The 23,474-nt window shown below is 66.0% G+C and carries 25 protein-coding genes, 1 pseudogene and 1 riboswitch; of the genes and pseudogenes, 14 read left to right on the forward strand and 12 right to left on the reverse strand.

Annotated elements, in window-relative coordinates; genetic code table 11:
• Nucleotides 1–35: 35 nt before the first annotated feature.
• The 3 genes from RW112_RS00230 to RW112_RS00240 all read left to right on the forward strand — a co-directional run bounded on the left by RW112_RS00230 (nt 36) and on the right by RW112_RS00240 (nt 4,231).
• Nucleotides 36–1,622 (forward strand): carbohydrate-binding domain-containing protein, encoded by a 1,587-nt coding sequence (locus RW112_RS00230; protein WP_317779922.1) that lies wholly within the window; start codon nt 36–38, stop codon nt 1,620–1,622.
• Nucleotides 1,623–1,809: 187 nt separating this feature from the next.
• Complete coding sequence (locus RW112_RS00235; protein ID WP_305943640.1) at nt 1,810–2,508, forward strand: endonuclease/exonuclease/phosphatase family protein; 699 nt, start codon at nt 1,810–1,812, stop codon at nt 2,506–2,508.
• A gap of 31 nt (nt 2,509–2,539) precedes the next feature.
• On the forward strand, nt 2,540–4,231 hold the full coding sequence (locus RW112_RS00240) for a SulP family inorganic anion transporter (protein ID WP_317779923.1): 1,692 nt from the start codon (nt 2,540–2,542) through the stop codon (nt 4,229–4,231).
• Nucleotide 4,232: 1 nt separating this feature from the next.
• Here the strand turns inward: RW112_RS00240 and RW112_RS00245 are convergent, their stop codons facing one another.
• Both RW112_RS00245 and RW112_RS00250 read right to left on the reverse strand, forming a co-directional pair.
• Nucleotides 4,233–5,999 carry a DUF5671 domain-containing protein gene (locus tag RW112_RS00245; protein ID WP_317779924.1) on the reverse strand — a complete coding sequence of 589 codons (1,767 nt, stop codon included), beginning with the start codon at nt 5,997–5,999 and terminating at the stop codon, nt 4,233–4,235.
• A complete protein-coding gene (locus RW112_RS00250; RefSeq protein WP_317779925.1) occupies nt 5,972–6,436 on the reverse strand; it encodes a hypothetical protein in 465 nt (154 codons plus the stop codon). Before RW112_RS00250 ends, RW112_RS00245 begins: the two co-directional genes overlap by 28 nt.
• A gap of 115 nt (nt 6,437–6,551) precedes the next feature.
• Here RW112_RS00250 and RW112_RS00255 point away from each other — a divergent pair, with 115 nt between their 5' ends.
• A complete protein-coding gene (locus tag RW112_RS00255; RefSeq protein ID WP_317779926.1) occupies nt 6,552–8,009 on the forward strand; it encodes a DUF5129 domain-containing protein in 1,458 nt (485 codons plus the stop codon).
• Between the two features lie 225 nt (nt 8,010–8,234).
• Nucleotides 8,235–8,612, forward strand: coding sequence for a cupin domain-containing protein (locus RW112_RS00260; protein WP_317779927.1), 378 nt, complete (start codon nt 8,235–8,237; stop codon nt 8,610–8,612).
• 104 nt (nt 8,613–8,716) lie between these two features.
• Here the strand turns inward: RW112_RS00260 and RW112_RS00265 are convergent, their stop codons facing one another.
• Nucleotides 8,717–8,911: a DUF1918 domain-containing protein gene (locus RW112_RS00265; RefSeq protein WP_317779928.1), complete on the reverse strand. Its 195-nt coding sequence runs from the start codon at nt 8,909–8,911 to the stop codon at nt 8,717–8,719.
• A gap of 204 nt (nt 8,912–9,115) precedes the next feature.
• Between RW112_RS00265 and RW112_RS00270 the strand changes: the two genes are divergently transcribed.
• Nucleotides 9,116–9,706 carry a hypothetical protein gene (locus RW112_RS00270; RefSeq protein WP_317779929.1) on the forward strand — a complete coding sequence of 197 codons (591 nt, stop codon included), beginning with the start codon at nt 9,116–9,118 and terminating at the stop codon, nt 9,704–9,706.
• Nucleotides 9,707–9,783: 77 nt separating this feature from the next.
• On the opposite strand, the gene RW112_RS00275 is transcribed toward RW112_RS00270, so the two are convergent.
• Nucleotides 9,784–10,554, reverse strand: coding sequence for an NlpC/P60 family protein (locus RW112_RS00275; protein ID WP_317779930.1), 771 nt, complete (start codon nt 10,552–10,554; stop codon nt 9,784–9,786).
• A gap of 3 nt (nt 10,555–10,557) precedes the next feature.
• Nucleotides 10,558–10,748, reverse strand: a riboswitch (cyclic di-AMP (ydaO/yuaA leader).
• 237 nt (nt 10,749–10,985) lie between these two features.
• Between RW112_RS00275 and RW112_RS00280 the strand changes: the two genes are divergently transcribed.
• Together RW112_RS00280 and RW112_RS00285 are read left to right on the forward strand one after the other, a co-directional pair.
• Nucleotides 10,986–12,509: a polysaccharide deacetylase family protein gene (locus RW112_RS00280; RefSeq protein WP_317779931.1), complete on the forward strand. Its 1,524-nt coding sequence runs from the start codon at nt 10,986–10,988 to the stop codon at nt 12,507–12,509.
• Nucleotides 12,510–12,536: 27 nt separating this feature from the next.
• A complete protein-coding gene (locus RW112_RS00285; protein WP_317779932.1) occupies nt 12,537–12,791 on the forward strand; it encodes a hypothetical protein in 255 nt (84 codons plus the stop codon).
• Here the strand turns inward: RW112_RS00285 and RW112_RS00290 are convergent.
• Nucleotides 12,758–13,276 (reverse strand): DNA alkylation repair protein, encoded by a 519-nt coding sequence (locus tag RW112_RS00290; RefSeq protein WP_317779933.1) that lies wholly within the window; start codon nt 13,274–13,276, stop codon nt 12,758–12,760. The genes RW112_RS00285 and RW112_RS00290 overlap by 34 nt on opposite strands.
• Before the next feature lie 43 nt (nt 13,277–13,319).
• Here RW112_RS00290 and RW112_RS00295 point away from each other — a divergent pair, with 43 nt between their 5' ends.
• On the forward strand, nt 13,320–14,351 hold the full coding sequence (locus RW112_RS00295; protein ID WP_317779934.1) for a ribonuclease Z: 1,032 nt from the start codon (nt 13,320–13,322) through the stop codon (nt 14,349–14,351).
• Here RW112_RS00295 and RW112_RS00300 read toward each other — a convergent pair.
• Genes RW112_RS00300 through RW112_RS00320 form a run of 5 tightly spaced genes read right to left on the reverse strand, consistent with a single transcriptional unit; the run spans nt 14,247 to nt 18,432 of the window.
• Nucleotides 14,247–15,086, reverse strand: coding sequence for a CPBP family intramembrane glutamic endopeptidase (locus RW112_RS00300; protein ID WP_317779935.1), 840 nt, complete (start codon nt 15,084–15,086; stop codon nt 14,247–14,249). The two genes, RW112_RS00295 and RW112_RS00300, sit on opposite strands and share 105 nt — an antisense overlap.
• A complete protein-coding gene (locus tag RW112_RS00305) occupies nt 15,079–16,062 on the reverse strand; it encodes a dienelactone hydrolase family protein (RefSeq protein WP_317779936.1) in 984 nt (327 codons plus the stop codon). The genes RW112_RS00300 and RW112_RS00305 overlap by 8 nt, the downstream gene beginning before the upstream one ends.
• A gap of 29 nt (nt 16,063–16,091) precedes the next feature.
• Nucleotides 16,092–16,922, reverse strand: coding sequence for an amino acid ABC transporter ATP-binding protein (locus tag RW112_RS00310; protein WP_317779937.1), 831 nt, complete (start codon nt 16,920–16,922; stop codon nt 16,092–16,094).
• Entirely contained in the window at nt 16,909–17,574 is a 666-nt protein-coding gene (locus RW112_RS00315; RefSeq protein ID WP_317779938.1) for an amino acid ABC transporter permease, read from the reverse strand. Before RW112_RS00315 ends, RW112_RS00310 begins: the two co-directional genes overlap by 14 nt.
• 36 nt (nt 17,575–17,610) lie before the next feature.
• Nucleotides 17,611–18,432, reverse strand: coding sequence for an amino acid ABC transporter substrate-binding protein (locus RW112_RS00320; RefSeq protein WP_317779939.1), 822 nt, complete (start codon nt 18,430–18,432; stop codon nt 17,611–17,613).
• Nucleotides 18,433–18,696: 264 nt separating this feature from the next.
• Between RW112_RS00320 and RW112_RS00325 the strand changes: the two genes are divergently transcribed.
• The 4 genes from RW112_RS00325 (at nt 18,697) to RW112_RS00340 (ending at nt 20,594) form a co-directional block, all read left to right on the forward strand.
• A complete protein-coding gene (locus RW112_RS00325) occupies nt 18,697–18,993 on the forward strand; it encodes a hypothetical protein (protein WP_317779940.1) in 297 nt (98 codons plus the stop codon).
• A gap of 80 nt (nt 18,994–19,073) precedes the next feature.
• Nucleotides 19,074–19,499: a VOC family protein gene (locus RW112_RS00330; protein ID WP_317779941.1), complete on the forward strand. Its 426-nt coding sequence runs from the start codon at nt 19,074–19,076 to the stop codon at nt 19,497–19,499.
• Between the two features lie 111 nt (nt 19,500–19,610).
• A complete protein-coding gene (locus RW112_RS00335; RefSeq protein ID WP_317779942.1) occupies nt 19,611–20,009 on the forward strand; it encodes a nuclear transport factor 2 family protein in 399 nt (132 codons plus the stop codon).
• A gap of 72 nt (nt 20,010–20,081) precedes the next feature.
• On the forward strand, nt 20,082–20,594 hold the full coding sequence (locus RW112_RS00340) for a DUF2087 domain-containing protein (RefSeq protein WP_317779943.1): 513 nt from the start codon (nt 20,082–20,084) through the stop codon (nt 20,592–20,594).
• Nucleotides 20,595–20,636: 42 nt separating this feature from the next.
• On the opposite strand, the gene RW112_RS00345 is transcribed toward RW112_RS00340, so the two are convergent.
• A complete protein-coding gene (locus RW112_RS00345) occupies nt 20,637–20,873 on the reverse strand; it encodes a hypothetical protein (RefSeq protein WP_317780840.1) in 237 nt (78 codons plus the stop codon).
• A gap of 24 nt (nt 20,874–20,897) precedes the next feature.
• Between RW112_RS00345 and RW112_RS00350 the strand changes: the two are divergent.
• Nucleotides 20,898–21,785: pseudogene (locus RW112_RS00350) on the forward strand (DUF222 domain-containing protein); the annotation flags it as partial.
• A 678-nt stretch (nt 21,786–22,463) separates the two neighbouring features.
• Here the strand turns inward: RW112_RS00350 and nrdF are convergent.
• On the reverse strand, nt 22,464–23,438 hold the full coding sequence (nrdF, locus tag RW112_RS00355; RefSeq protein ID WP_305941265.1) for a class 1b ribonucleoside-diphosphate reductase subunit beta: 975 nt from the start codon (nt 23,436–23,438) through the stop codon (nt 22,464–22,466).
• Nucleotides 23,439–23,474: the final 36 nt, after the last annotated feature.

The raw sequence follows: 23,474 nt of genomic DNA on the forward strand, positions 1-23,474 counted from the left end.
CGCATCCTGCGAATACTTCACCGAAGGAACACACCATGAACCGCTTCCGCACCTACCTTTCCGTCACCGCCCTGGCCCTCGCCGTGGGACTGGCCGGCTGCTCCGCCGCCGGAACGGCGTCCACCGGCACGTCCATCACCGGCGCCACCAACTCAAACTCTGGAACGTCGGCGGCTGCCGGGACGGCAGAGGCCGTCTCGCTGGACACCCTCGCCGCGGACACCCACTACGACGCTGACGACCTCACCTGGGATACCGCGTCCGAAGTAGCCGTGACCCTGGCGGACGGTGCCAGCAGCGTTGCCACCGGAACGTCGTCGGACGCGGTAAAGGTCGACGGCGACACCGTCACCATCAGCGCCGCCGGAACCTACCGCCTGAGCGGATCCCTCTCGGACGGGCAGGTGGTGGTTGCCGCCGGCGAGGAGGACGTGGTCCGCATCATCCTTGACGGGGCCGACGTGACCAGTTCCACCGGATCCCCGTTCGTGGTGCAGAGCGCCAACGAAGCAATCGTCTTCCTGGCGGACGGCACCTCCAACTCCCTGAGCGACGCGTCCACCTACCCGGACACCGCCGAGGACGCTCCGAACGCGGCCTTGTACTCCCAGGCCGACCTCACCATCGCCGGCTCCGGCTCGCTGGCAGTGGACGGCAACTTCAACGACGGCATCTCCTCCAAGGACGGGCTGGTGCTGGCCGCCGGCAATGTCACCGTGGACGCCACGGACGACGGCATCGTGGGCAAGGACTACGCCGTCCTGCTCGACGGCGCCTACCAGGTGACTGCCGGCGACGACGGCTTCAAGTCCGACAACGAGGAGGACGAGGGCCGCGGCTGGGTGCTCATCAACGGCGGCACCCTCAACGTCAGCGCCGGCGACGACGGCATCAAGGCCTTCAACACGCTCACCATTGCCGCCGGCACAGCCACGGTGGAAGAGTCCGAGGAAGGCCTGGAAGCCCAGCACATCGTGATCTCCGGAGGGACCGCCAGCGTCACATCCAACGACGACGGCGTCAACGCCTCCGGGGGCAGTACCGGAACCAGCTCCCAGGGCGGAGGCATGGGCGGCGGTATGGGCGGCGGCGAGATGGCAGCGGGCGACTACACGGTGGAAATCAGCGGCGGCTCGCTCACCATCAATTCGCAAGGTGACGGGCTGGACTCCAACGGCGATGCCACGATCACCGGCGGAACGGTGGTGGTCAACGGCCCCACCAATGACGGCAACGGCGCCCTGGACGTCAACGGCGAACTCGTGGTCAACGGGGGAACCGTGGCAGCAGCGGGCAGCGCCGGCATGGCGGTGACGCCCGGCACGTCCTCATCCCAGTCCGGGGTCCAACTGACGTTCGGCTCAGCCCTGCCCGCCGGCACCACCATCCAGCTGGCGGATTCCAGCGGTGCCGTGGTGGCCACGTTCGTGACGGCCAAGCAGGCGGCGTCGCTGGTGTTCTCCTCGGCAGCCATCACCGCCGGCGAGGAATACACCGTGTACACCGGCGGCACCGCCCAGGTCACCGCCGGCATCGGCGAGGGAACGCTCGACGGCGCCCAGCAGCAGGGCACAGTCACGGCCGGCGAGTACACGGCGGCACGCGGTCCCGGCGGCCGCTGATCCGGCCCTCGGCAGGCACTGCCGGATCGCCCGGGCAACGGGAGGCGGGGCGGCCACACGGCTGCTCCGCCTTTCCGTGCCGTCTTTCTGTGCCGTCTTTCTGTGCCGTCTTATGTGCTGAGTAACTTTGACTGAGTAGACTCAGGAACTGGTTCTCCTTACTACGCTCGGAAGAGGTATTCCCCTGATACGAGTCATCAGCTACAACCTTCGCAAGCACGCGGCAAGCGGCGAACTGCTCGATCTGGCCAACGACTTCGGGATAGATGCCTTGTGCCTGCAGGAGTGCGACACCTCCGATCTACCAGACACACTCGGGCCCTTGCACCTGGCCGATTCGACCAAAGGCAACAGGCTGGGGCTTGCCATCTACTACCGGATGGACCGCTTCACGGCTTTCGAAACCAACACCTTCGCGTTGAAAAAGTCATTGCACGACAGGGTGCTGGCCCCGGCCCACGAGCGACTGATCGGCACGCGGGTGGTGGACAACGAAACAGACCACGAGCTGGTGATCGCCTCATTTCATGCGGCGCCCCTGACGGCCTCCAATTCGCTGCGCCGCAAACAGATCAAGGCCGCCCATGCAGAGCTCCTCGGGATGGGCAGCGGACTCATGACGCTTATGGTGGGTGACTTCAACTACCCGTTCTTCACCAAGAACCTCACTGAACACATGAAGAATTCGGGGTACGAACTCTCCCTCAGCGACCGGCGGACCTATACGAGGTACAAAATGTTCAAGGGGCATTTCGATTTTGCCACGTCCCTCGGATTGGACATCGAGAGCGTGGAAACCCTGCCACGCGGCGCCTCGGACCACCTCCCCATTCTGGTTTCCGCCGAATACGGCGAGGATTACGGTCCCATTCAGGGAACGCCGTAACCCCACGCCGACCACCAGCCCGGGAGGCCCAATGCGCAGGGATTGGATCCAGAAAGCCGTTCCAGGCATCCAGCTGGCCCGGACCTACCAGCGCTCCTGGCTCAAGTCCGATCTCGCGGCCGGAGCAGCCCTTAGTGCGGCCCTGATTCCCGCCGGGATGGCCTACGCCGAAGCCGCCGGGCTGCCGGCGGTCACCGGCCTGTACGCCACAGTGATCCCGATGCTGTTTTACGCCGTCTTCGGCCCTCCCAGGGTCCTCATTGTGGGCCCGGATTCATCACTGGCGCCCATGATCGCGGCCGCCGTACTCCCCCTGGCAGGACGGGATCCTGCCCACGCCGTGGCGCTCGCCGGAGTCCTGGCCATCCTGATCGGGGTCTTTCTCATCGCCGGACGGATCTTCAGGCTCGGCTTTGTCACGGGCCTGCTGTCCAAGCCGATCCGGGTGGGCTACCTCAACGGCATTGCGCTCGCCGTCATGGTCAGCCAGCTGCCCAGGCTGCTCGGGATCTCGGTGACGGGCGACTCCCTCACGGCCAGAGCCACGGAAACTGCCGACGCGATACTGCGCGGAACCGCCAATCCCGTGGCGCTGCTGTTCGGGGTGGCCACATTGGCGATCATTGTGGCCGGCCGCTACCTCCCGTGGAAGGTCCCCGGCGTGCTGCTGGCCGTGGCGGCGTCCATCGCGGCGGCCGCGGCCCTGGGCCTCAAAGACGCCATGCCCATGGTGGGAGCCCTCCCCGCAGGCCTTCCGGCCCCGGCGCTGGGGGGCCTCACCTTCGGCGACATCGCAGGGCTCATTGGTCCGGCGGCCGGCATTGCCCTGATCGCCTTCGCGGACACTTCCACCCTCTCCAAGAGCCTCGCGGGACGCCGCGGCGTACACACGAGCGGCAACCAGGAAATGGGGGCACTGGGCATTGCCAACGTGGCCACCGGAATGCTCGGCGGCTTCCCTGTGTGCGGCAGTTCATCCCGGACGCCGATAGCGCTTGACGCAGGAGCACGGACCCCGTTCAGCGGCATCGTGGCCGCCGCCCTGGTGGTGGTCTTCATGGTGGCCGTCCCCGAGGTGACGGCGTTCCTCCCCACCACCACACTGGCCGCCGTCGTCATTGTGGCTGCCGCGTCTCTGGTCGACGTCAAGACCCTGCTCCGGCTGGTCCGGATGAGCAAGATGGAAACGGCGCTCCTGCTCACCACCTTCCTCGGCGTAGCGTTTGTGGGCGTACTGCAGGGAATCATCATCGCCATCGCGCTCTCGCTCATAGCATTCGTCCGGCGGGCATGGGACCCCTACCGCACCGAACTGGCAAGCCTGGAAGACGTCCCGGGCTACCACGACCTCAGCCGCCACCCGGAAGGCCAACGCGTCCCGGGGCTGGTGATCGCCCGCTTCGACGCCCCGCTCTTCTTTGCCAACGGCGAGGTGTTCGCGGAGCATATCCGCGGCCTGGTGGCGAACGCCCCGGGCGCGGTGAAGTGTGTGATCGTGGCTGCCGAAGCCATCACGGACCTGGACACCACGGCGTTGGACGACCTCGTGGAGCTCGACGACGAACTGGCCGGCCAGGGCATCAGCCTGGTTTTTGCCGAGCTCAAGGGGCCCGTCAAGGACCGCCTGCTCAAGTTCGGGGTCAGCAGCAGGTTCGGCCCGGACCACTTCTTTCCCACGGTCAACAACGCGGTGCGGAGCTACAAGCGGACGTTCGGGATCTAGCTCAGTCCGCAGCCAGCGGAATCACCTCAAGGCGGGACCCCGGGCCCGCCACCACCAGGACACGGTCGGCCGCAACACCCTCCAGTGCGCGGGCAAGCTGCTCCGGCAAGTCGCGTGTGGTAGCCTCCGCGACACCGGTAGTCACATCACCCGCAGGCACAGCGCCGGCAGGCACAGTATTGGTAGGCAAGGTACCGGCAGGCACCGCATCGGAGGTCCCGACGTCGGCCCTCTTCCACACCGTGACGCTCGCACCGGTAACCTCCGCAGCCACCCGTACCAGCGGCTCCGGATCACCCGAAGCCACCAGGATCACCTTCCGGACCATTCGTTTCAGGGGCGCAACAGACGCCGTGAGGGACCGGTCGTGCCGCCAGACGGCGAAGTGGTACCCGGCGGCCAGGCCCGTGGCCACCAGCAGGCCCAGGGGCGCGCGGGTGCGGTCCACCAGGCTGGAGCCGGTGACGTCGTCAAGCAGGAATTCGAAGACGCGGTACCCGATCACCAGGAGCGTGATGACAGCGACGATCGCGCTCAGGCCGAAGACCGCGATGAGGTAGACGCGCCGGCCGCGGCGGCCAAGTTCGGTAGGCTCCGGCGGAACCCCGGGTTTCCAGGTGAACCACCACAGCGGTCCCCCGACCGCCAAAGAGCTGATGCCGCCCAGCAGCAGTGTGCGGGCTCCGCCGCCGGCCAGCGGTGTCGCCGCGATGCTGAGCACGGAGTTGACCACGACGCCGATCCCGGTGGCGGCGGCCACCAGGCCCACCCCTGAGGTCACCAGCTTTGCTGCCTGCAGCGTGGTTTCGGCACGGCCTGCAGTGACGGTCCGGTGGTATGCCCAGACGAGGGCGCCCACGGCGCCTGCCGCCAACGCCGCGCCCAGGGGACCCACGATTTCGCTCACGGGATCCGTGCGGTCGAAGGCCAGGCGGAGCAGGACGTACAGGACTGTTCCAGTGCCGCCCACCGTCAGGAGGACGGCCCCGAGGATTCCTACCACCACCAGGGCCACGTCGGCGAAATCGGTCTTTAGCCGGCGCCCTCCGTCGTGAACCCAGTGCCACCACCAAATGACGGCGCCGCCTGCTCCCCAGGCCAGCGCCTGCAGCGCGAGCCTCCACCACGGATCCCCGATGGACGCCGAGGACGTAAAGCCCTGGATCGCGGTGTCCAGGAGATTCGCGAGCGCCGTAATGGTGCCGCCCACTCCGACGATGAGCCCGTAAACCGCGCCCACGACGGTTGGGACGTCCGAAATCAATGACGGGCTCTTCCGGGGATGGCGCCACATCCAGCGGTGCCATGCCAGCACGCCTGCCCAGACCAGCCCGTTGGACAGTGAAAGCTGCCAGCCCAGCCGTTCGCCTCCGATGACGGCGGACAGGGTGCTGAGCAGCCCGGTGGCCGACGTGATGAGCGAGACGGCGTACATGCCGGTCAGGTACAGCCCCCATCCCACCGACGACCGTTCCACTGCGTCATCGAGCCGTCGCCACACGAACCACCAGAGCACGGCCGCCATGGGGCCGCCGATCAGCGTGAAAGCGAGCGAGCGCGCAAGGCCTGCCACGTCACCTGCGACGAGCACGGTGCCGGCGCCGAGAAGCCTACCCAGCAGGCCGCTCAGTCCGATGGCGGTCACCACGACCAGTGCGAAAAGCAGCGTATAGACGATCAGGCGGCGGACTGTGGACTGGGCGGACCCCGTCGCTGCGGCAGGCGCCGTCCGGGCGGCGCTCACGGCTTCACCGGCCGGTTGGTGCATATCCTGAGTTGCAGCGGCGCAGACTGGATCAGCCACTTGCCGTCAGTCTTGACGAGATCGAAGACATCTTCCATTTCGTACTCGGAGTTGCCGAAGGGCCCGCCCCCGTTCGACACCACTACCAGGACGTGCACGTCCGCGGATGTCTCCCGTTCCGTGGTGGAGATCAGTGTGATCCGCAGGTTATCGGTGGGAGCGCGTTCGAAGTCCAGGCACTGGGTCCGGGCGTTTTCGGTCAGGTACCCGGCGGCCGCGGCTTCGTCCCCGTCGAGGACAGCTGCCGAGTATCGTTGCACCACGCCCTGGGGTGTGGATTCGTCCAGCAGGGCAGGTTCACCCCGCGAGAACACTACGGCAAGGGCAGCAACTGCCAGGACGGCAATAATTGCCAGGATAATTACGAGGATCCTGTTCGGTCTTCCCGCCGCTGCGTCCATGTGGTCAGTATGGCGTACGGCCCACCCGCTAGCTACGGTACTTTCGGCCCTATCAGCGGGTGGACGGCACCGGGGAGGCTGGAGGAAATCGTTGCCTTGTGGAAAAAAGGGAATCATGCGCCGGGCCCTCGCTGCCGTGTTGCTTACGCTCCTCGGCCTGCTCTGCGGCTCGGTGGCAGGATCAGCCGCTGCCCGTGCGGAGCCGCCGGTGGAAATCGTGGTGGAAGACGGCGCCGGAATACTTGACCGCAACCGGCTGATCCCGGCGGTTGAAGCAGTTGACTTTTATGAGCCCACCCGGGTTGCCGTCTATACCTACCGGGGGTCCGTGGAGGCCAACCTCAATGAAGAAGTCCTTCGCTTCGCCCGGGCCAACCATCCGGAGTGGATCAGCGCCGACGGCCAGAAATGGGCGGACGGCCTCTTCATCTTCGCTGTGGACCCGGTGGGCCGCCATGTGGGCACCTACATGGGCGAGGACCGCAAAGTTTCCCTGGAACAGCGCGAGGACATCCAGAATGCTTCCAAGGATTTGCTCCGGGATGCCCAGTGGACCGACGGGACAATCGCCGGTATCCGCCGCGGAGCTGAGCTGATCAACCAGCCGTGGTACCGGTCCACGGCCTTCCTGGTCACGGTTTGGAGCACTGTGGCCGCTGCCGTCCTCGGCGCGGGGACCTGGTTGATCGTGCGCTGGCGGACGAGGGTGGACAGCCGCCGGGAGCTGGCCCGCGGAGACGCGAGCTACTCCAACGTCAGCATGGACCTGCAGGTCACCGAGCTCAACGCCGGCACCATTCCGGAGTCCTCGCGGTACGGAAGCACCGTCCTGGAAAAGCACCGCTCCTTCCTGGCCAAGTACAACGCCGCCACCGGCCTGTCGAACCAGGCGCACGCGCTGACTGCCCGGTCCATGGGCCGGCGGCCAAACCTCAAACTCATACGGAACTATGCCGACGCTTCCGCGGAACTGGACGCGCTGGATGACGTCATCGCCGACACCAACGCCCTGCTGAACCGGGGGTCGGCGTGGGCATCCGCCTGGGACCGGCAACTGGCACCGTTCCGCAGTGACCTGGCCGCGATCGAGCAGATGCTCACCAAGCGCCATGCCGAGGGCGACTCGGCGACGGCCGCGGCCCTACGGTCCTTCCGCGAGCAAAGCCACCGGGACATCGAACGGTGGTCGGCCGAACTTGCCGACGGCACCATCACCCCCGAAACAGCCCTGGACCGGCTGCGGGATGCGCGGACGCACCTGACGGAACTGCTGAAGAACCACGCGGACACCGTGATCGCCGGTTTTGCCAGGAACGAGCGGGAAGCCAAACTCATGCGCCAGGAAATGGAAAGCGCACAGGCCGGAACCAAGGCAAAATATGGCCGCACCTACGAGCCCAGCATCCTTGGCACGGTCTATCCGTCGTACTACTTCTTCTCGGTCCCCGCCTTCAACACCGGATTCAGCACAGGGGTGGGCAGCGTCAGCACGGCGCGCGGCGGCGGCAGCACAACCGGCTACGGAGCCAGCGGGGGTAGTTTTTCCGGGTCCGGAAGTTCATCCAACTTCTGAGCGCGGTCCTCCACTGGGAGAGGGCACGACGGCCCACTGGGACAGGGCACGTCGGTCCTTCCCCGGGTATCGACAAGGAAACCCGATCGGAGGATGCTGGGCACCGTAAGCGATTGTTGTCCCGGTGCGCTCCGGTGATTCAGGCCAGGCGAACCGACCCCGCTGTCCGGTTGCCCTGGCGGGCCCGTGCAGTCCCAGCCGCAATATTGAGTGATGGAGAGAGCCATGACCACGAACGTTGTCGCTCAGCTCGCTGTAAAATCCCACGATGCTCCCGACGAGAAGCGCCGTCCCGACAAGACGGAAGTGGACCTTGTGTCCGTCGACGCCTACACCATCGGACGATTCACCTTCGAGCCCGGCTGGCGGTGGTCCGAATGCATCAAGCCGGTGGTAAAGACCGATTCCTGCCAGCTCAGCCATGTCGGTTACTGCGTTTCCGGCAGGCTCACCGTCCAGACCGCCGACGGCAGCCAGATCAACATCACTTCAGGTGATTCGTACAGCATCCCGCCGGGGCATGACGCATGGGTCGAAGGAGGGGAACCTTTTACCGGGATTGAGTTCGTCAGCGCCGCCGTGTTCGCCAAGGCCCCCGAATAGCCGGATACGGCACAGCCGGGTGCGGCACTTACCGGCCGCCGTCGAAACAGCAAGCCGGGCCCAGTCCCGCCGGGGACAGGGCCTGGCTTGCTGTCTCTGCTACTTCACTGCGGCGGATGGATCCTGTCAATGACGAAATCGCCGCCCGGAATGACGGTGGTTTCATGGCCGTCGTCGAAACGCACCACGTACGGCGGCGCTCCGTCAGCACCGTGGACCTCAACGATCTGGCCGTGCCGCTCCGCGGATCCGACCGTCTTGCCCCGGATTGTGATCCGGTCTCCCTGGGCTGCCTTCATGGCAATCACCTCCAAGACACCAGAGTACGAGTCTCGGCCCGGGGACAACAGGGCCGTTCCGCACTAGTGGCTCGGGCCGGCGAAGGCCGCGGCCCCGATCGGCGCTCTAAGGGGCATCCCGTGGCATCTGGTGCTTGGGCGAGCTTGGCAGGAACATGGGAAGAGTACTGATGTCCCTGCCCCTGGGACTGAGGGGGAACTGCTATGGCGGACGAGAAACCCACCAGCTGGTGGGCTACGCTGCCCGGTCTGCTGACTGCCGCCGCAGCCGTGATTACCGCTGTCACGGGGCTGCTGCTTGGTCTGGGGCAACTCGGACTGTTCGACGCCGGCCGGCCCGCAGCTTCAACGGCGAGCGCTTCCTCCACTCCAGCCGGCGCAGCACAGCCGGGCAGCACCGTCCGGGCGACCGGCGTCCCATCCGCCACCGGCAACGTTGCAGGATGGACGGTAGCATTGCCGGCCGAGCGGAAGTTCAGGTCAGCCGACGTCGAGTATGAGATTCTCGGAGCCGGCGTGCGCCCCGACGTCTCCGGCCGGGTCGCGCTGACGGTAGCGCTCAGGTGCACCAACCACGGCAGATATGACATCAACTTCTGGGACTCTACGTTCAGGCTGAATGCGGACGGAATCAGCCATTCCCCCGATTCCGGCCTCAACGAGCTGGTGGCAGGCGATTCCAGCAAATCGGGCGACGTCCGCTTCATTCTTCCGGCGGATACGCGCGAAGCACTCCTTCGCATCAAATTCGTACAAGGCGAGAGCACGGCTCAGCTCGCCATATCCCCGCCGTGAGCCGGCGGCCACGCGGAGGCCGGCGACCGGCTGCCCCCAAGGCAGCTGATCACCGGCCGACCGGCAGGGCCTAAAGGCTAGGCTCCGGCGCGGACGAACGTCACGCCGCCGGTGGCCGTGAGCCATGACAGCGGGTGCGTGACCGTGGCGTTGACACCGTTCATTCCGCCGCTGATCACCTGGCCGTCGCCGATGTAGATGCCCACGTGGCCGGACTGCACCACCATGTCGCCGGGCTGCGGTTCGCCAACCACCGAGCCGTAGTTCATGAACTGCATCGGGGCCAGGTCGCCCACGGGAATGCCCGCGGAGCCGAGGGCCTTTTCCACCATGGCGGTGCAGTCCTGGGTGATTCCCAGCTGCGCGTACGCAGCGGAAACCATGGCGGCATTGACACCGCCGGCAGCAGGCGCCGGCGCAGGGGCAGGGGCCGCCGCCTGGACCTGGACGGAAACCGCGGGCGCAGCAGGGGCCGGAGCGGCCGGCGCGGGAACGGCCTCCGCCGGAATTGCTGCCTCCACCGGAGCGGCCTCTTCGACCGGCGCCTCCACCGGAGCGGGCGTGGTGCTGACATCCGGCCGCTCGAAGCTGATCCTGACATGCGAGTCAGCGCTGAGCGGGGCGCCCACCTGGGCCGTGGCATCCAGGGCGGAAGCCGGAGCGGTGTCCCGTTCCGCGGGGGCATCGGCCGCCTGGGCAGCCCCGGTGCCGGAAAGGACCAGGCCCGAAGCGGCCGCCAGGACCGCAGCCCGGCGTCCCGCACGGATCCTCCCTCCGGTGGGCGTGGACCCCGGGCGCCCCGCGGGCGCGGTGGACCGGTGATGGTCGGGCAGATTGCGTGAAGACATGAAGTGACCTCTCCCGATGCCTGCGAGGTTAGCTGTCGGATTCGGATGGGAGACACCCGGCCGCAGTGGCATTCCGCGTTGCGGAAAGCGTGCGGCTTCACCCCGAAGACCCGCACAAAGTCAGGTCAAAAGTGGTTTCCCCGTCCCTGCCGGATGATTTTCGGTTGGATCCCGGACCGCGGCAGGGTTAGGCAATCCGCCCGGGAGTGCCGGTATCTGGGACAACGGGCACCGTTCCACCGTACGCGGGCGGCGCACCGCATGTCACATTCAGGTAACAGCCCGGCCAGGCGCAGCGCCCGGTCGCCCCTGCAGGCAGCGACGATGTACTCGGGTGTTCCGTCCGTCAAAGTCGAGTGTTTTCCCCGGGTGCGGTGAGGCGTAGTCTACGTGCATGTTCTTGCGGGGGGACTCACACGCTTGGAGGCATCATGCGTTGGTCGAATCGCCCTGTCCGCAAGTATCCGCGCCATGTGGCTGACCCCCCGGAGGCCTCCCCCGGAGCCTGGCGCGGCCGGCGCTGGACGGCGGTCCTGGGCGCGCTGCTGCTCGCCGCGAGCACCGTGGTGGGTGTGGCCGGCACCTCACGGGCTGCGGAACCAACCATTGTCAGCCTGACATTCGACGACGGCCTGGGCAGCCAGTTGGCCGCCGAGCAGGTCCTGAAAGCCCACGGGCTGGTGGGAACGTTCTATATCACCACGTCCTTCATCGGTTCGTCCGGATTCCTCACCCAGGCGAACCTGCAGGCCTTCGCCGCCGACGGCAACGAGATCGCGGGCCACAGCGTGACCCACCCGGACATGACAACACTCAGCGCCGCAGCCGCGCGCGCGGAGGCCTGCAACAGCAAGTCGACCCTGGAAGGCTGGGGTTTCAACGTCACCAGCTTTGCGTATCCGTTTGCGGCGGAGAATGCGACCGCCCAGTCAGCCGTCCGCGACTGCGGATACACCAGTTCCAGGGGCCTGGGCGACCTGCGATCCCCTGACAGCTGCGCCTCCTGCCCTGTTGCGGAAACGCTGCCTCCGCAGAATCCCATGGTCACCAGGGCGCCGGACCAGGTGGCCAGCTCCTGGAGCCTGGCCGACCTGCAAAACACGGTCACCAACGCGGAGACCACGGGCGGCTGGCTGCAGCTGACCTTCCACGAAATTGCCAACGGCACGGACCCGTCCCTGTCCATCAGCCCGGCTGTGTTCGAATCCTTCGTCACATGGCTGGCTGCACGGACGGCAAACGGCACGACGTCGGTCCGGACAGTGGCGCAGGCCATGGGCCAGTCCCCCGTGACGTCGCCGCCGCCGCCGCCGTCACCGTCGCCGTCTCCATCCCCCTCACCGTCCCCATCCCCTTCCCCCTCACCCTCGCCGTCGCCAATCTCTTTCGTCGACGTCCCGCCCGGCTCGCAGCTCTACACAGAGGTCAGCTGGATGGCCAACCAGGGAATCAGCAACGGCTGGTACGAAAGTGACGGTACCCGCACGTTCCGTCCGGGAGTCGCCGCCAGCAGGGACATGATGGCGGCGTTCTTCTATCGGCTGGCCGGGAGCCCTGCCTATACGCCGGCAGGCTCCCCGTTTGCGGATGTCACGCCGGAGACCCCTTTCTACAAGGAGATCCTGTGGCTCGCCTCCCAGGGAATCACCAACGGCTGGGCGGAAGCCAACGGCACCAGGACCTTCCGGCCAACAGTGGCCGTCAACCGGGACCAGGTCGCGGCCTTTATCTACCGTTTCGCCGGAAACCCCGCCTACACACCAACGGCGCCTCCGTTTACGGATATCTCAACGCAAAACGCCTTCTACACCGAGGTCGCATGGATGTCATCCCAGGGAATCTCCTACGGCTGGGCGGAACCGGACGGCTCCAGAACCTTCCGGCCGGGATTGCCCGTGAACCGGGACCAGGTGGCCGCGTTCCTGTACCGCTACAAGACCGCTTTTCCAGGCTAGGTACACAGGATGAAGCGGACTCCGTAGATGCATAACTACTGTGTGGCGATCTGCCAGCTGAGCGAGCAGCCGCAGGAGGATTTCGACGTCAACACGGAGCTCCTGGTCCTCGAGGGCAAGGAGCTCCATGTGGCAACGTGGGACGCGGAGCCGCGGGACGGCGGCTTTGATGTCCTGGTCCTCAACGAGCATGTCAGCGCCCTCGGATTCATGGTGGTCACCGACTGGGAGTTCCTGGAAGGCAGGGCTTACGCCGTGGTGGAGCGGCGCGCCGGCGGCTGAGGGCCTGCCGGCCGCGAGAGTGCGGCAGCCCGCCTCAGCCACGGATCAGGATCCCGCGCCCAGCGGTCCAGCACAACGTCAGCCCGCGTGCCCGCCGGCCCTTCGAGCGCTGCGATGAGGGGACGGACGACGTCGGCGGCCAGCGGGTCCACCAGCTCACCCAACTGCGCCTCCCGCACAAAACCCTCGATCCGGGTGAGGTCGGAGTTGTTGAGAAGAGCCACCCGGGACTGCAGCAGCACCACCGCGGCCAGGCGGCGTTCGAACACGGGGACCGACCAGAGCTCGGTGCTGAGGGCAGTGATGTCATCATGTCCGAGGTCACGGTGGCGGCGCAGCATGTCGCGGATGGTTCCCCGTACCGCACCCACTGACGCGCCATAGTACTGATGCCGTTCGCCCAGCCGGGCTTGTGCCTCTTCCGCCCTGAGCCAGGAGCTCTCCCGCTGCAGCGCGGCATCCACGAAGTCACAGGCATCCGTCACCCGTCCATTCTGTCGCACGAATCAACGTGAGACACTCAGTCCCATGCGTGAACTGGTCGTCCTTGGCACCGCCTCCCAGGTTCCCACGCGGAGCCGCAATCACAACGGGTACTTTCTTCGTTGGGACGACGAGGGCGTGCTCTTCGACCCGGGCGAAGGCACTCAGCGCCAGATGATCCATGCGGGCGTCCCGGCCAGCCGGATCACGCGGATCTGCCTGACGCATGTTCACGGGGACCACTGCTTCGGGCTTCCGGGGGTGCTGTCGCGCATGGTCCTCGACGGGGTGCAGCACCCGGTGGACCTGCATTTTCCGGCCTCTGGTGCGGAGGTGGTCCGCGCCCTTGTGTCCCTCGCCTCCCCCGGCCTTGACCTGCGGCTGCTCCCGCACGGCGCCGCCGGTGCGATCGCTCCCGGCCTGGAGGTCAGGCCGCTGCGGCATCGCATCGAAACGTTCGGCTACCGGCTGGCCGAGCCGGAGGGCCGGACATTGCTGCCGGACCGCCTCGCAGCGGCCGGCATTGCCGGTGCGGAGGTTACACGGCTGCAGCAGGAGGGGTCTGTGCGCGGGGTCCGGCTGGCGGATGTGAGCATCCCCCGGCCGGGGCAGATTTTCGCTTTTGTCATGGATACCGCCGAATGTGACGGCGCCGGTGGACTGGCCGACGGCGTGGACCTCCTCGTGGCGGAGTCAACGTTCAGCGACGACGACGCCGGGCTGGCGGCCCGCTATCTTCACCTCACGGCGGGGCAGGCGGGTGCGCTGGCATCCGCGGCCGGGGCCGGAACGCTCGTGCTCACCCATTTCTCGTCCCGGTACCGCGACGTCAGTGCCCTGGCCGGCCAGGCGGTCGCCCGTTCCTGCGTGGCCGCCGTCGTCGCCGCGCAGGACCTGGACAGGATTCCGTTTCCCAGGCGGCAGCGGGACAACGGAGTGACAGCCGGGAACCGGCGCCCGGCCAGTCCGCTGTCAGTAGACGAAGATGTCGATCCAGGCGCGGTTGTGGGCATGGAGCAGGACCAGGAACAGCACAAAGTCGAACAGCAGGTGGACGGCCACGATGTAGGACAGTGACTTGGTCCGCGTGAAGATGTACGCCTGGAGCAGGGCGAAGGGAAAGATGAACACCGGCGCCCAGGCGTGGAACCCCAGTTCCCACAGGAACGACGTGAAGAGAACGGCCTGCAGCAGGTTCGCCTGACCCAGCGGCAGGTGCCGGCGCAGAAGTGCGAAGACCGTGCAGATGAAGAACAGCTCATCCCAGATGCCCAGGGCATTGGTGCCCAGGAAGAGACGGAAGATCCCCTCGGGGTCGGAGACTGCGGGCCAGTTGTTGTACACCCCGGTATTGACCATGTACGCCGGGAGCAGCGCGTAGCCCATGACCACCACAGCGGCCAGGTACCATTTCTCTGCCCGCGTCCACGGGTGCCCGGTCAGCACGGGAAACCTGACACCGTGGTCCTTGAACACAAACCGCGACATCGTGTAGGGCACTCCCACGGCAAGGATCATTGCCGTGCCCATGACGAGCATGTGTTCCGTACTGATGTCGGTGGTGATGGGAACGAGGCTGATGGCCACGAGCCCGGCGGCGATCAGGGCCAGGTCGCGCAGCAGTGCCCGGTCGATGAAACCTGCCAGTGCCAGCGCCACGGCCAGCAGGCCGTAGCCGGGGATCCGCTCTTCCAGGACGAAGAGCACAAAGCCGGAAAGCGACACGAGTGCCGCAGGAAGCAGCTTCAGGGACACGGCATTGCGGACGCTGACCCCTGCTCCGGAGCCCGCCCCGAGCGCACGATCAGACATACCTGCCGAACCAATCCAGTGTGTCGTTCCAGGCAGCGGTGGCCTGCGCCTCGTTATAGCGCTCGCCGGTGTCATTGTGGAACGCGTGGTCGACGCCGGGATACACCTTGAGCTCGTGGCGGACGTCGGTATCAGCCAGGGCATCGCGGAACGCCGGCAGCGCTCCTGTGATCCGGTCGTCGAGTTCGGCGTAGACGCCCAGGACAGCCGGTTTGATGGCGGCGACCTTCGCCAGGTCCGGGGCCGGTCCATAGAACGCCGACGTGGCTTTCAGCCCGGACACTTCCGTCGCGGCCTGCCAAGTGATGCCGCCGCCGAAGCAGTAGCCCGTCATGGCAATACGCCCGGAGTCGACGAAATCCTGCGAGTTCAGGTAGTCGAAGGCTGCGGCGAAATCGGAGACGTGGCGCTGCGCTCCGGCCTTGGTCAGCGCGCCGGGAACCGCGTCCCGGTCCAGGCTTGCCGTTCCGCCCTCCCTGCTCAGCAGGTCCAGCGCCAGCGCCGCATAGCCGGCTTTGGCGAAGCGCCGCGCCACGTCCTGGATGTGCGGTGTCAGCCCGCGGTTTTCGTGGCAGATGAGCACGGCGGGTCCGGCCTCGTCCCCGTCCGGCCGGGCCAGGTAAGCGCTGATGTCCGTTCCGTCGGACGGAAATTGCACCGTTGCGGTGACCAGGCCGGGCGCGCCCTCGGGAACGGACAGCGGGCTCTTGGCGCCGGCTACTGCGCCTGCGGGGGCGCCCGAAGCGGTGCCGGCCGAAGACCCGGACGGAGTGGGCGTCGGCATGGGGTCCGTGCTGCGCGGCAGTTCCTGGGGCGTGCAGCCGACCAGCGCCATGGCGGCCGCGGCGGCGGCCATGCTGCCGGTGATGAACGCCACCCTGCGCGTGAACGTGTGCCGGCTCATGGCACCGGCACGGTAATCGTCGAAGAATTCCTCAATCAGGTATTTCTCAAACTTGCCAAGCTGCTGCGTCATGGCGGGTCTCCTGCCGTTTACTCAATAGCCTAGAACGGGTTAAGCAGCCGGTCCACGAATTGGCGGGTGCGCTCCTCCCGCGGGTCGCGCAGCACGGTGTCGGGATGGCCGCGCTCAACGACCACGCCGCCGTCCATGAAGATGACTTCGTCGGCCACCTGGCGGGCGAACGCCAGCTCATGGGTGACCACCACCATGGTCCAGCCTTCGTCCGCCAACTCCTTGATCACGGTCAGGACGTCACCCACCAGCTCAGGGTCCAGGGCCGACGTCGGCTCGTCAAAAAGCAGGAGCTGCGGCCGACGGGCGAGCGCACGGACGATGCCGACACGCTGCTGCTGCCCGCCGGAGAGCTCGAACGGGTAGCTCTTCTCCTTGGCTGACAGTCCGACGCGGGCCAGAAGGTCCCTGGCTTCAGCGATTGCCTCCGCTTTGGGCCGTTTTTGCACCTGGACGGGGCCTTCGATGATGTTCTCAAGGACGGTCTTGTGCGGGAAGAGGTTGTAGTGCTGGAACACCATGGCGCTGCGGTCCCTTAAGGCGGCGAGCTGCTTCTTGGTCACCGGTGCGGAAAAGTCGACGGCGAGCTGGCCCGTAAAGTCCACCACGCCGTCGTCGGGTATTTCGAGTCCGTTGAGGCACCGCAGAACCGTCGTCTTGCCGGATCCTGAGGGCCCGATCAGGGCCACGACTTCGCCCCGGCGGACGTCCACGTCCACGGATTTCAGCACTTCATGGCTGCCGAATGCCTTACGCAGCCCGCGCACGGTGAGCAAAGCGGCGTCACCCGGGAGTGCTGGTCCAGCGGGCGAGGGTTCAGTGGGCGACGGTTCAGTGGGCGAGGGTTCAGTGGGCGACATAGCGGTCCAATCTCTTCTCCAGGACGGACTGCCCGCTGGCGAGGACCAGGCAGATGATCCAATAGATGACCGCTGCCTCCAGGTACAGGAGCATGAATTCCTGGCTGAAGGCCGCCACCTGCTGCGCCTGGCGGAACAGCTCGGTGACGAGGATCAGGGAAGCGAGCGACGTGTCCTTGACCAGGCTGATGAAGGTGTTGGACAGGGGCGGGACCGAGACGCGCGCGGCCTGCGGCAGGATGATGCGGACCAGCGACTGGCGGCGGGACATGCCGATCGTGTGGCCGGCCTCCCACTGTCCTTTGGGAACGGACAGGATGGCCGCCCGGATGACCTCTGCTGCGTAGCCGCCCACATTCAGGGAGAAGGCGATGATGGCGCTGGGCCATGGACTGATGGTGACGCCGACCGAGGGGAGCCCGTAGAAAATGACGAACAGCTGCACCAGCAGGGGTGTGCCTCGGATGACGGAAATGTACATTCGCGCAATGGCGGAAAAGACGGGATTCCGGCTGAGCCGCATCAGTGCGATCAGCAGGGCCAGCAGCAGTCCGAGGCCGAAAGACGCCAGGGCCAGCGGAATTGTGCCGGAAACGGCGCCGATGAGGATGGGCCCCAGTGAGCTCCATACGAGGTCCCAGTTGATAGTCATGCGCTGAAGCTGCGTCCGCCGCCGGCCTCCGATCCGCTACTTCGTGACGTCAGCGTCGAAGTATTTCTGGGAGATTTTGGCCAGGGTGCCGTCGGTCTGCAGCTCCCCCAGGGCCGTGTTCACGGCCTGGGCCAGGCTGGTCGATCCCTTGCGGAAGGCGAGGGCGCTGAGCGACTTGTCCGTCGTCTCGGCGGCGATCTTGATCTCGTTGTCCTTCGCGGTCTTCTGATAGTCCAGGTAAGTCAGTTTGTCGTTGATGGTGGCGTCCACCCGCCCCTGCTTGAGCAGGGTTACGGCCTGCGCCCAGCCCTCCACGGCCTCCACGTTCGCGCCGCTCTCCTGCGCCAGTTTGTACCAGTTGCTGGTCAGCGACTGCGCGGTGGTCTTGCCCTTGAGGCTCTCGAAGGAGCTGACGCTGTTGTCGTCGGCCTTGGTGACAATGACGCCGGTGCTCACCGTGTACGGCTCGGAAAATTCGTACTTCGCCTTGCGTTCGTCGGTGATAGAGACCTGGTTGGCCACGACGTCGAACCTCTTGGCCTCAAGGCCGGCGGAGATGGCGTCGAACTGGGTTTCCTGGAAGGAGGGTTTCACCCCGAGTTTCCCGGCGACGGCGGTGATGATCTCGACGTCGTATCCGGTCAGTTCGCCGCTGCCGTCCGCGTGGAAGGAGAAGGGTTTGTACGTGCCCTCCGTGCCGATCTTGAGCTCGCCTGCGCTCTTGACGTCGGCGAGGGAGGTGTCCGCTCCTCCGGCCGGCGCCGAACCGGACGGCGTGGTGGACCCGGACCCGCAGCCGGCCAGGGCGAGTGCTGCGGCGGCGATGAGGCCGAATGCGGAAAGACGTGTGCGCATCATGTTGAACCTTCGTCCTCTAGGCGGAAGGGCTCGCCAGCTGCACCGCACGCCGGCAGTCCACTTCAGACGATAGCAAGTTCCGGCTTCGGGGAATACAGGGTGTGGATTCCTTCCGTCCCCGGACGTGTGCTGCCGCCAGTTGCCGAATTGATGAATTCCTTAACTTACTTCCCGGTAAGGGTTATGCCTGCACGGCGCAGCGGCTAGCCTGTCATAGATGCCGGGGGGAGGTTCCCGGCTGGAGGCTACAAAGGACCAGCGAAAATGCCAAGCACAGTGACCTTTTCGGTGACAACCATGCCCAGCAGCGGCTCAGAGGGGCGCTTCCGGGAAATCGTCCGGAACCTACGGACGGACGAACTTGAGGACTGCTTCCTGACGGTCTTCCACGTTGGCGATTCGTACGCCCTGCTCAGCGGTGAAGCCATCCACAGCGCGCACACCGCCACCAACGATGCCCTGCGCTCGTACCTGCTTGGCCGCCTCTCGGGCAACGGCGCCGGCCTGGACTTCGACGTGAGGATCGACCGGGACTCAGAAGCGGCCCGCTCCCGTTCGTGACCCGGACGGGGCGCCTGGGACCCGAGGCCGGTTTGAGTTCGGGTGGCATAGTTGTTGCATCCGAAACGGAAGGCGACTCTGTGTCCTACTCGTTCCAAGTCACCTTTGACTGCCACGACATCCAGTCGATGACTCGGTTCTGGGCGGTGGCCCTGAATTACAGCATCCAGCAGCCGCCGGACGGATTTGCCAGCTGGCCGGAATTTGCCGCGGCACGAGGCATCCCGAGGGAGCTTTGGCGTGGAGCTGTCATTGACCCTGCCGGCCCGGGCCCCCGCTTGTTCTTTCAGCCGGTTCCCGAGGGCAAGACGGCAAAGAACCGAGTGCACCTGGACATCAATGTCACCGAGGGCGCAGAGTCGACGGCTGATGGACGCCTTCTGGCCCTTGCCCACGCTGACCGCTGCGTTGAGGCCGGGGCCACGGTCGCGGGGGTGTTCGACGGCGGGGTCGGCTGGCACATCTCGATGCTCGACCCCGAGGGGAACGAGTTCTGCATCCAGTGACTACGCTTCTCCCCTACCTCATAGTGTCCGGTCACCCGCGCCGGTTCCATGATTCAGAGGACCAATTTTGGCAGCCCTGTGCAACGCACTGAGCTGGATCCATACTGAAGTATGAGCGAGGCCGATGACTTCATAGCCTGGGTAAATTCTTCGCTGCGCCAGGCGGAAGTCGCGCTTCATGACGGCGACTCGGCGCCCCGCCGGGCGCTTTGGTCCCGGCAGGAGCCTGTGAGCATCCTGGGCGCGTGGCGGAATGCGTTTGGGCAGCAGGAGGTGGACGAGGCCTTCGCTGTCCTTGAGACAGCATTCTCCAACTGCACGTCCTACACTTTCGAACTGCAGGCCTACGACGTCGTCGGTGACATGGCCTATACCGCCGGCCTGGAGCATATTTCGACCTCCGTCGACGGTCAGCCGCGCAGTTACACCCTGCGCGTCACCCAGGTCTATCGCCGCGAAGACGGCGAGTGGAGGGTGGCGCATCGGCACGCCGACACCGTGGCTGAATGACGCCGACGTGTCTCTTTGCCGCCTTGGACCGCTGCCTGCACACAGGGTGGGGAGAAGGCTGTGACCGGAGGAATGAGGCATAGCGGACCGCACTGGCGGCGTGTCATGGCGGCCCTCGCCAACAACGACACGCGGACCGCATACGCCCGGATTGTGCTGGGCGCCAAACTCCCCGAAGCGGTCGCTGGTCTAAAGGATCACCGGCGAAACCGGGCCGCGTCCGCCCTTCTTGAGTCCGGGCTCGTTGACCGGAACGCTGCCGGCGAACTGGTGGCGTCCGAGGCGGTCTTCCGTGACCTTCTCACACAGCAACCACGGCGGCAGCCGCAGGAGGGCGTGGCCCGGTTTATGCGCTTGGGCAGGATCGACAGGTATCCGGCCAACAAGGCGGAGCGACGGGAGCTCCGGGCCTGGATCGTCAACGATTCCATCAAGGCCGGCGAAGACCTCACGGAAAAGCAGGTCAATGAACGGCTCCTCAGCTATTCCGACGACGTCGTGTTGCTTCGTCGGTACCTGGTCGATTTCGGCCTGCTGGAACGGACTCGCTCGGGGTCCTCCTATTCCCGGCCGGAAGAGACATAGTGCCCCTTGCGGCCGGAGGATCCTGCGATTCCAGCAACTGCATCAAAGGATGTCAGAGCCTCCTGAGATGCTGTGGGTATGGACAGCAGCACAGCTTGGAGTGCGGAGAGCAGGGAGGCCATGGCGGCCGTCGCCGCCTCCGCGGCCGTGCTTGCGTCGTATTTCGGCGTCGACACGGGAATCGCTGAAGTGCCCGACGGCGGCCTGCCGCCGGATGCCGATCCGCTGCGGGAACTGGCGGATGACTGCCTGGACGCCCTGGCCGAATTGGCCCGGCACGAGGCCGGGACCGCCGCCCTGAAGGTGAGGCTGACTGCCGAATACGTGGAGGCAAGCAGGTTGTTGGCATCACCGGCGGCATCCCCGCAGGACAGCACCGCCCAGGAAATGGCCACCGTTGCCGAGGTCGCCTGCGTCCTGACCGTCAGCGAACGCACCGCCGGTGCCCTCGTGTCCGATTCCCTGGCACTGACAACGAACCTGCCGCTGACGCTGGCGGCACTGCAGGCCGGGACGATCTCCTGGCAGCACGCCCGGATAGTGGTCGATGAAACCGCGGGCCTGGATCCCGCCGGAGCGGCCGCCCTGGAAGCGCACTTCCTGGACCCGGACGCACCAAACCCGGCCCGCGGTTGTCTGGCCGGGGACCTTGTCCCGGGACGCTTCCGTGCCAAAGCCCGCACCTGGCGGGAACGCCACCACCCGGTCAGCATCGAAAAACGCCACCGCCGCAGCCTCGCGGACCGGCGGGTCGAGTTAACCCCGGACCGTGACGGCATGGCCTGGCTCTCCGCTTACCTCCCGGCCGACACCGCCGCAGGGATCTGGGAACGGACCACCACCGCCGCCCGCACCCTCCAAGGCCCGAACGAAGCCCGGACCCTCACCCAGCTCCGCGCCGATGTCGCCGCAACCTGGCTGCTCACCGACACCACCGGCGTCACAGGCACCTCCGGCAGGGCCGACGGCGGCACGGGCCCGGACGGGGATAAAGCCGGGGGTGTCCCGACCCCGAGGGCGCAGGTCCTGATCACCGTCCCGGTGCTGTCCCTCCTGGGTGCCACGGATGAACCAGCCATGCTGGACGGCTACGGGCCGATCCCAACATCCATGGCCCGCCGGCTGATCGCCGACGGCGCCGACTCCTTCTACCGCGTCCTGATTGACCCACGTGACGGGGCACCATTGGAAATCGGACGGACAAGCTACCGCGTCACCAAGGCCCAGCGGCAATGGCTTCGACTTCGCGACGGGAAGTGTCCCTTCCCCGGCTGCAACAACCACTCACAGGACAATGAAGCGGACCACCTCCTGGCCTGGGCAGACGGAGGCACCACGGGCATCACCAACCTCGGCCAACCCTGCCCCAGGCACCACCGGCTGAAACACAGCTCCGCCTGGACACCAACCGGAGCCAGCAAGGACAACCCGCCAGGGTGGACCTCGCCGTCAAGCCAGCTCTACTCCAGCGAGCACCAGGACTGGGAACCGCCCCGCTGGCCACACGACGTTCTGGCCGCGGAAGAACCGTGCCCGGATTCCGAACCGGAACCGCCCCCGGACCCTTTCCCGGACTGGCACCATTTCTTACCAGGGCATGGATTTCCCTCCGCGCGGACGTTGACGGCCCGCCCTGGTCGGCACCCCTGGACGACTTCCTCCCGGAAGCGTTCATGCTTCAAGGAGTCTGATCATTACACGGATGTTCAACAAGGCAGTGCGCAGGGCAACGGGATCGCCACCGCAGGGCGAATTGAACGCGGTCCGGGACCCTTCCCTCAGCGCGATCCTGACGCGGGGATTAAACAACTCAACCCTCCCGCGCGCGTGCGTGAGAGAGCTGAGTTGACGACGGATGGACTGAGAAGACTAGAAGTCCCAGTCCTCGTCCTCGGTGTTGACGGCCTTGCCAATCACGTAAGACGAACCCGACCCCGAGAAGAAGTCGTGGTTCTCGTCAGCGTTCGGCGACAGGGCCGAGAGGATGGCCGGGTTCACATCGGTGACGGAAGCCGGGAACATGGCCTCGTAGCCCAGGTTCATCAGCGCCTTGTTGGCGTTGTAGTGCAGGAACTTCTTGACGTCCTCGGCGAGGCCGACGGAGTCGTAGAGGTCGTGCGTGTACTGGACTTCGTTTTCGTACAGCTCGAAGAGCAGTTCGAAGGTGTAGTCCTTGATCTCCTGGCGCTTCTCCTCGGAGACCTTCTCCAGGCCCTTCTGGAACTTGTAGCCGATGTAGTAGCCGTGCACGGCCTCATCGCGGATGATCAGGCGGATCAGGTCGGCGGTGTTCGTCAGCTTGGCCCGTGAGGACCAGTACATCGGCAGGTAGAAGCCCGAGTAGAACAGGAAGCTCTCCAGCAGCGTGGAAGCCACCTTGCGCTTCAGGGGATCGTCGCCCTGGTAGTAGTCCATGACGATCTGGGCCTTCTTCTGAAGGTTCTCGTTCTCGGTGGACCAGCGGAACGCCTCGTCGATCTCCTTGGTGGAGGCCAGCGTGGAGAAGATGGAGGAGTAGCTCTTGGCGTGCACGGACTCCATGAACGCAATGTTCGTGTAGACGGCTTCCTCGTGCGGGGTGAGGGCGTCCGGAATCAGCGAGACGGCGCCAACGGTGCCCTGGATGGTGTCCAGCAGGGTCAGGCCCGTGAACACGCGCATGGTGAGCTGCTGCTCGTCCGGCGTCAGCGTCGCCCACGACTGGACGTCGTTGGACAGCGGCACCTTCTCCGGCAGCCAGAAGTTGTTGACGAGGCGGTTCCAGACATCCACGTCCTTGTCGTCCTGGATGCGGTTCCAGTTGATGGCCTCGACGTGGCTAAGCAGCTTGACCTTTTCGGTCATGTCATCCCCTCAATGTTGGGTTGGTTCTTTAGTTAA

This window comes from Arthrobacter sp. B10-11 (assembly GCF_033142195.1).
Taxonomy (GTDB): domain Bacteria; phylum Actinomycetota; class Actinomycetes; order Actinomycetales; family Micrococcaceae; genus Arthrobacter; species Arthrobacter oryzae_C.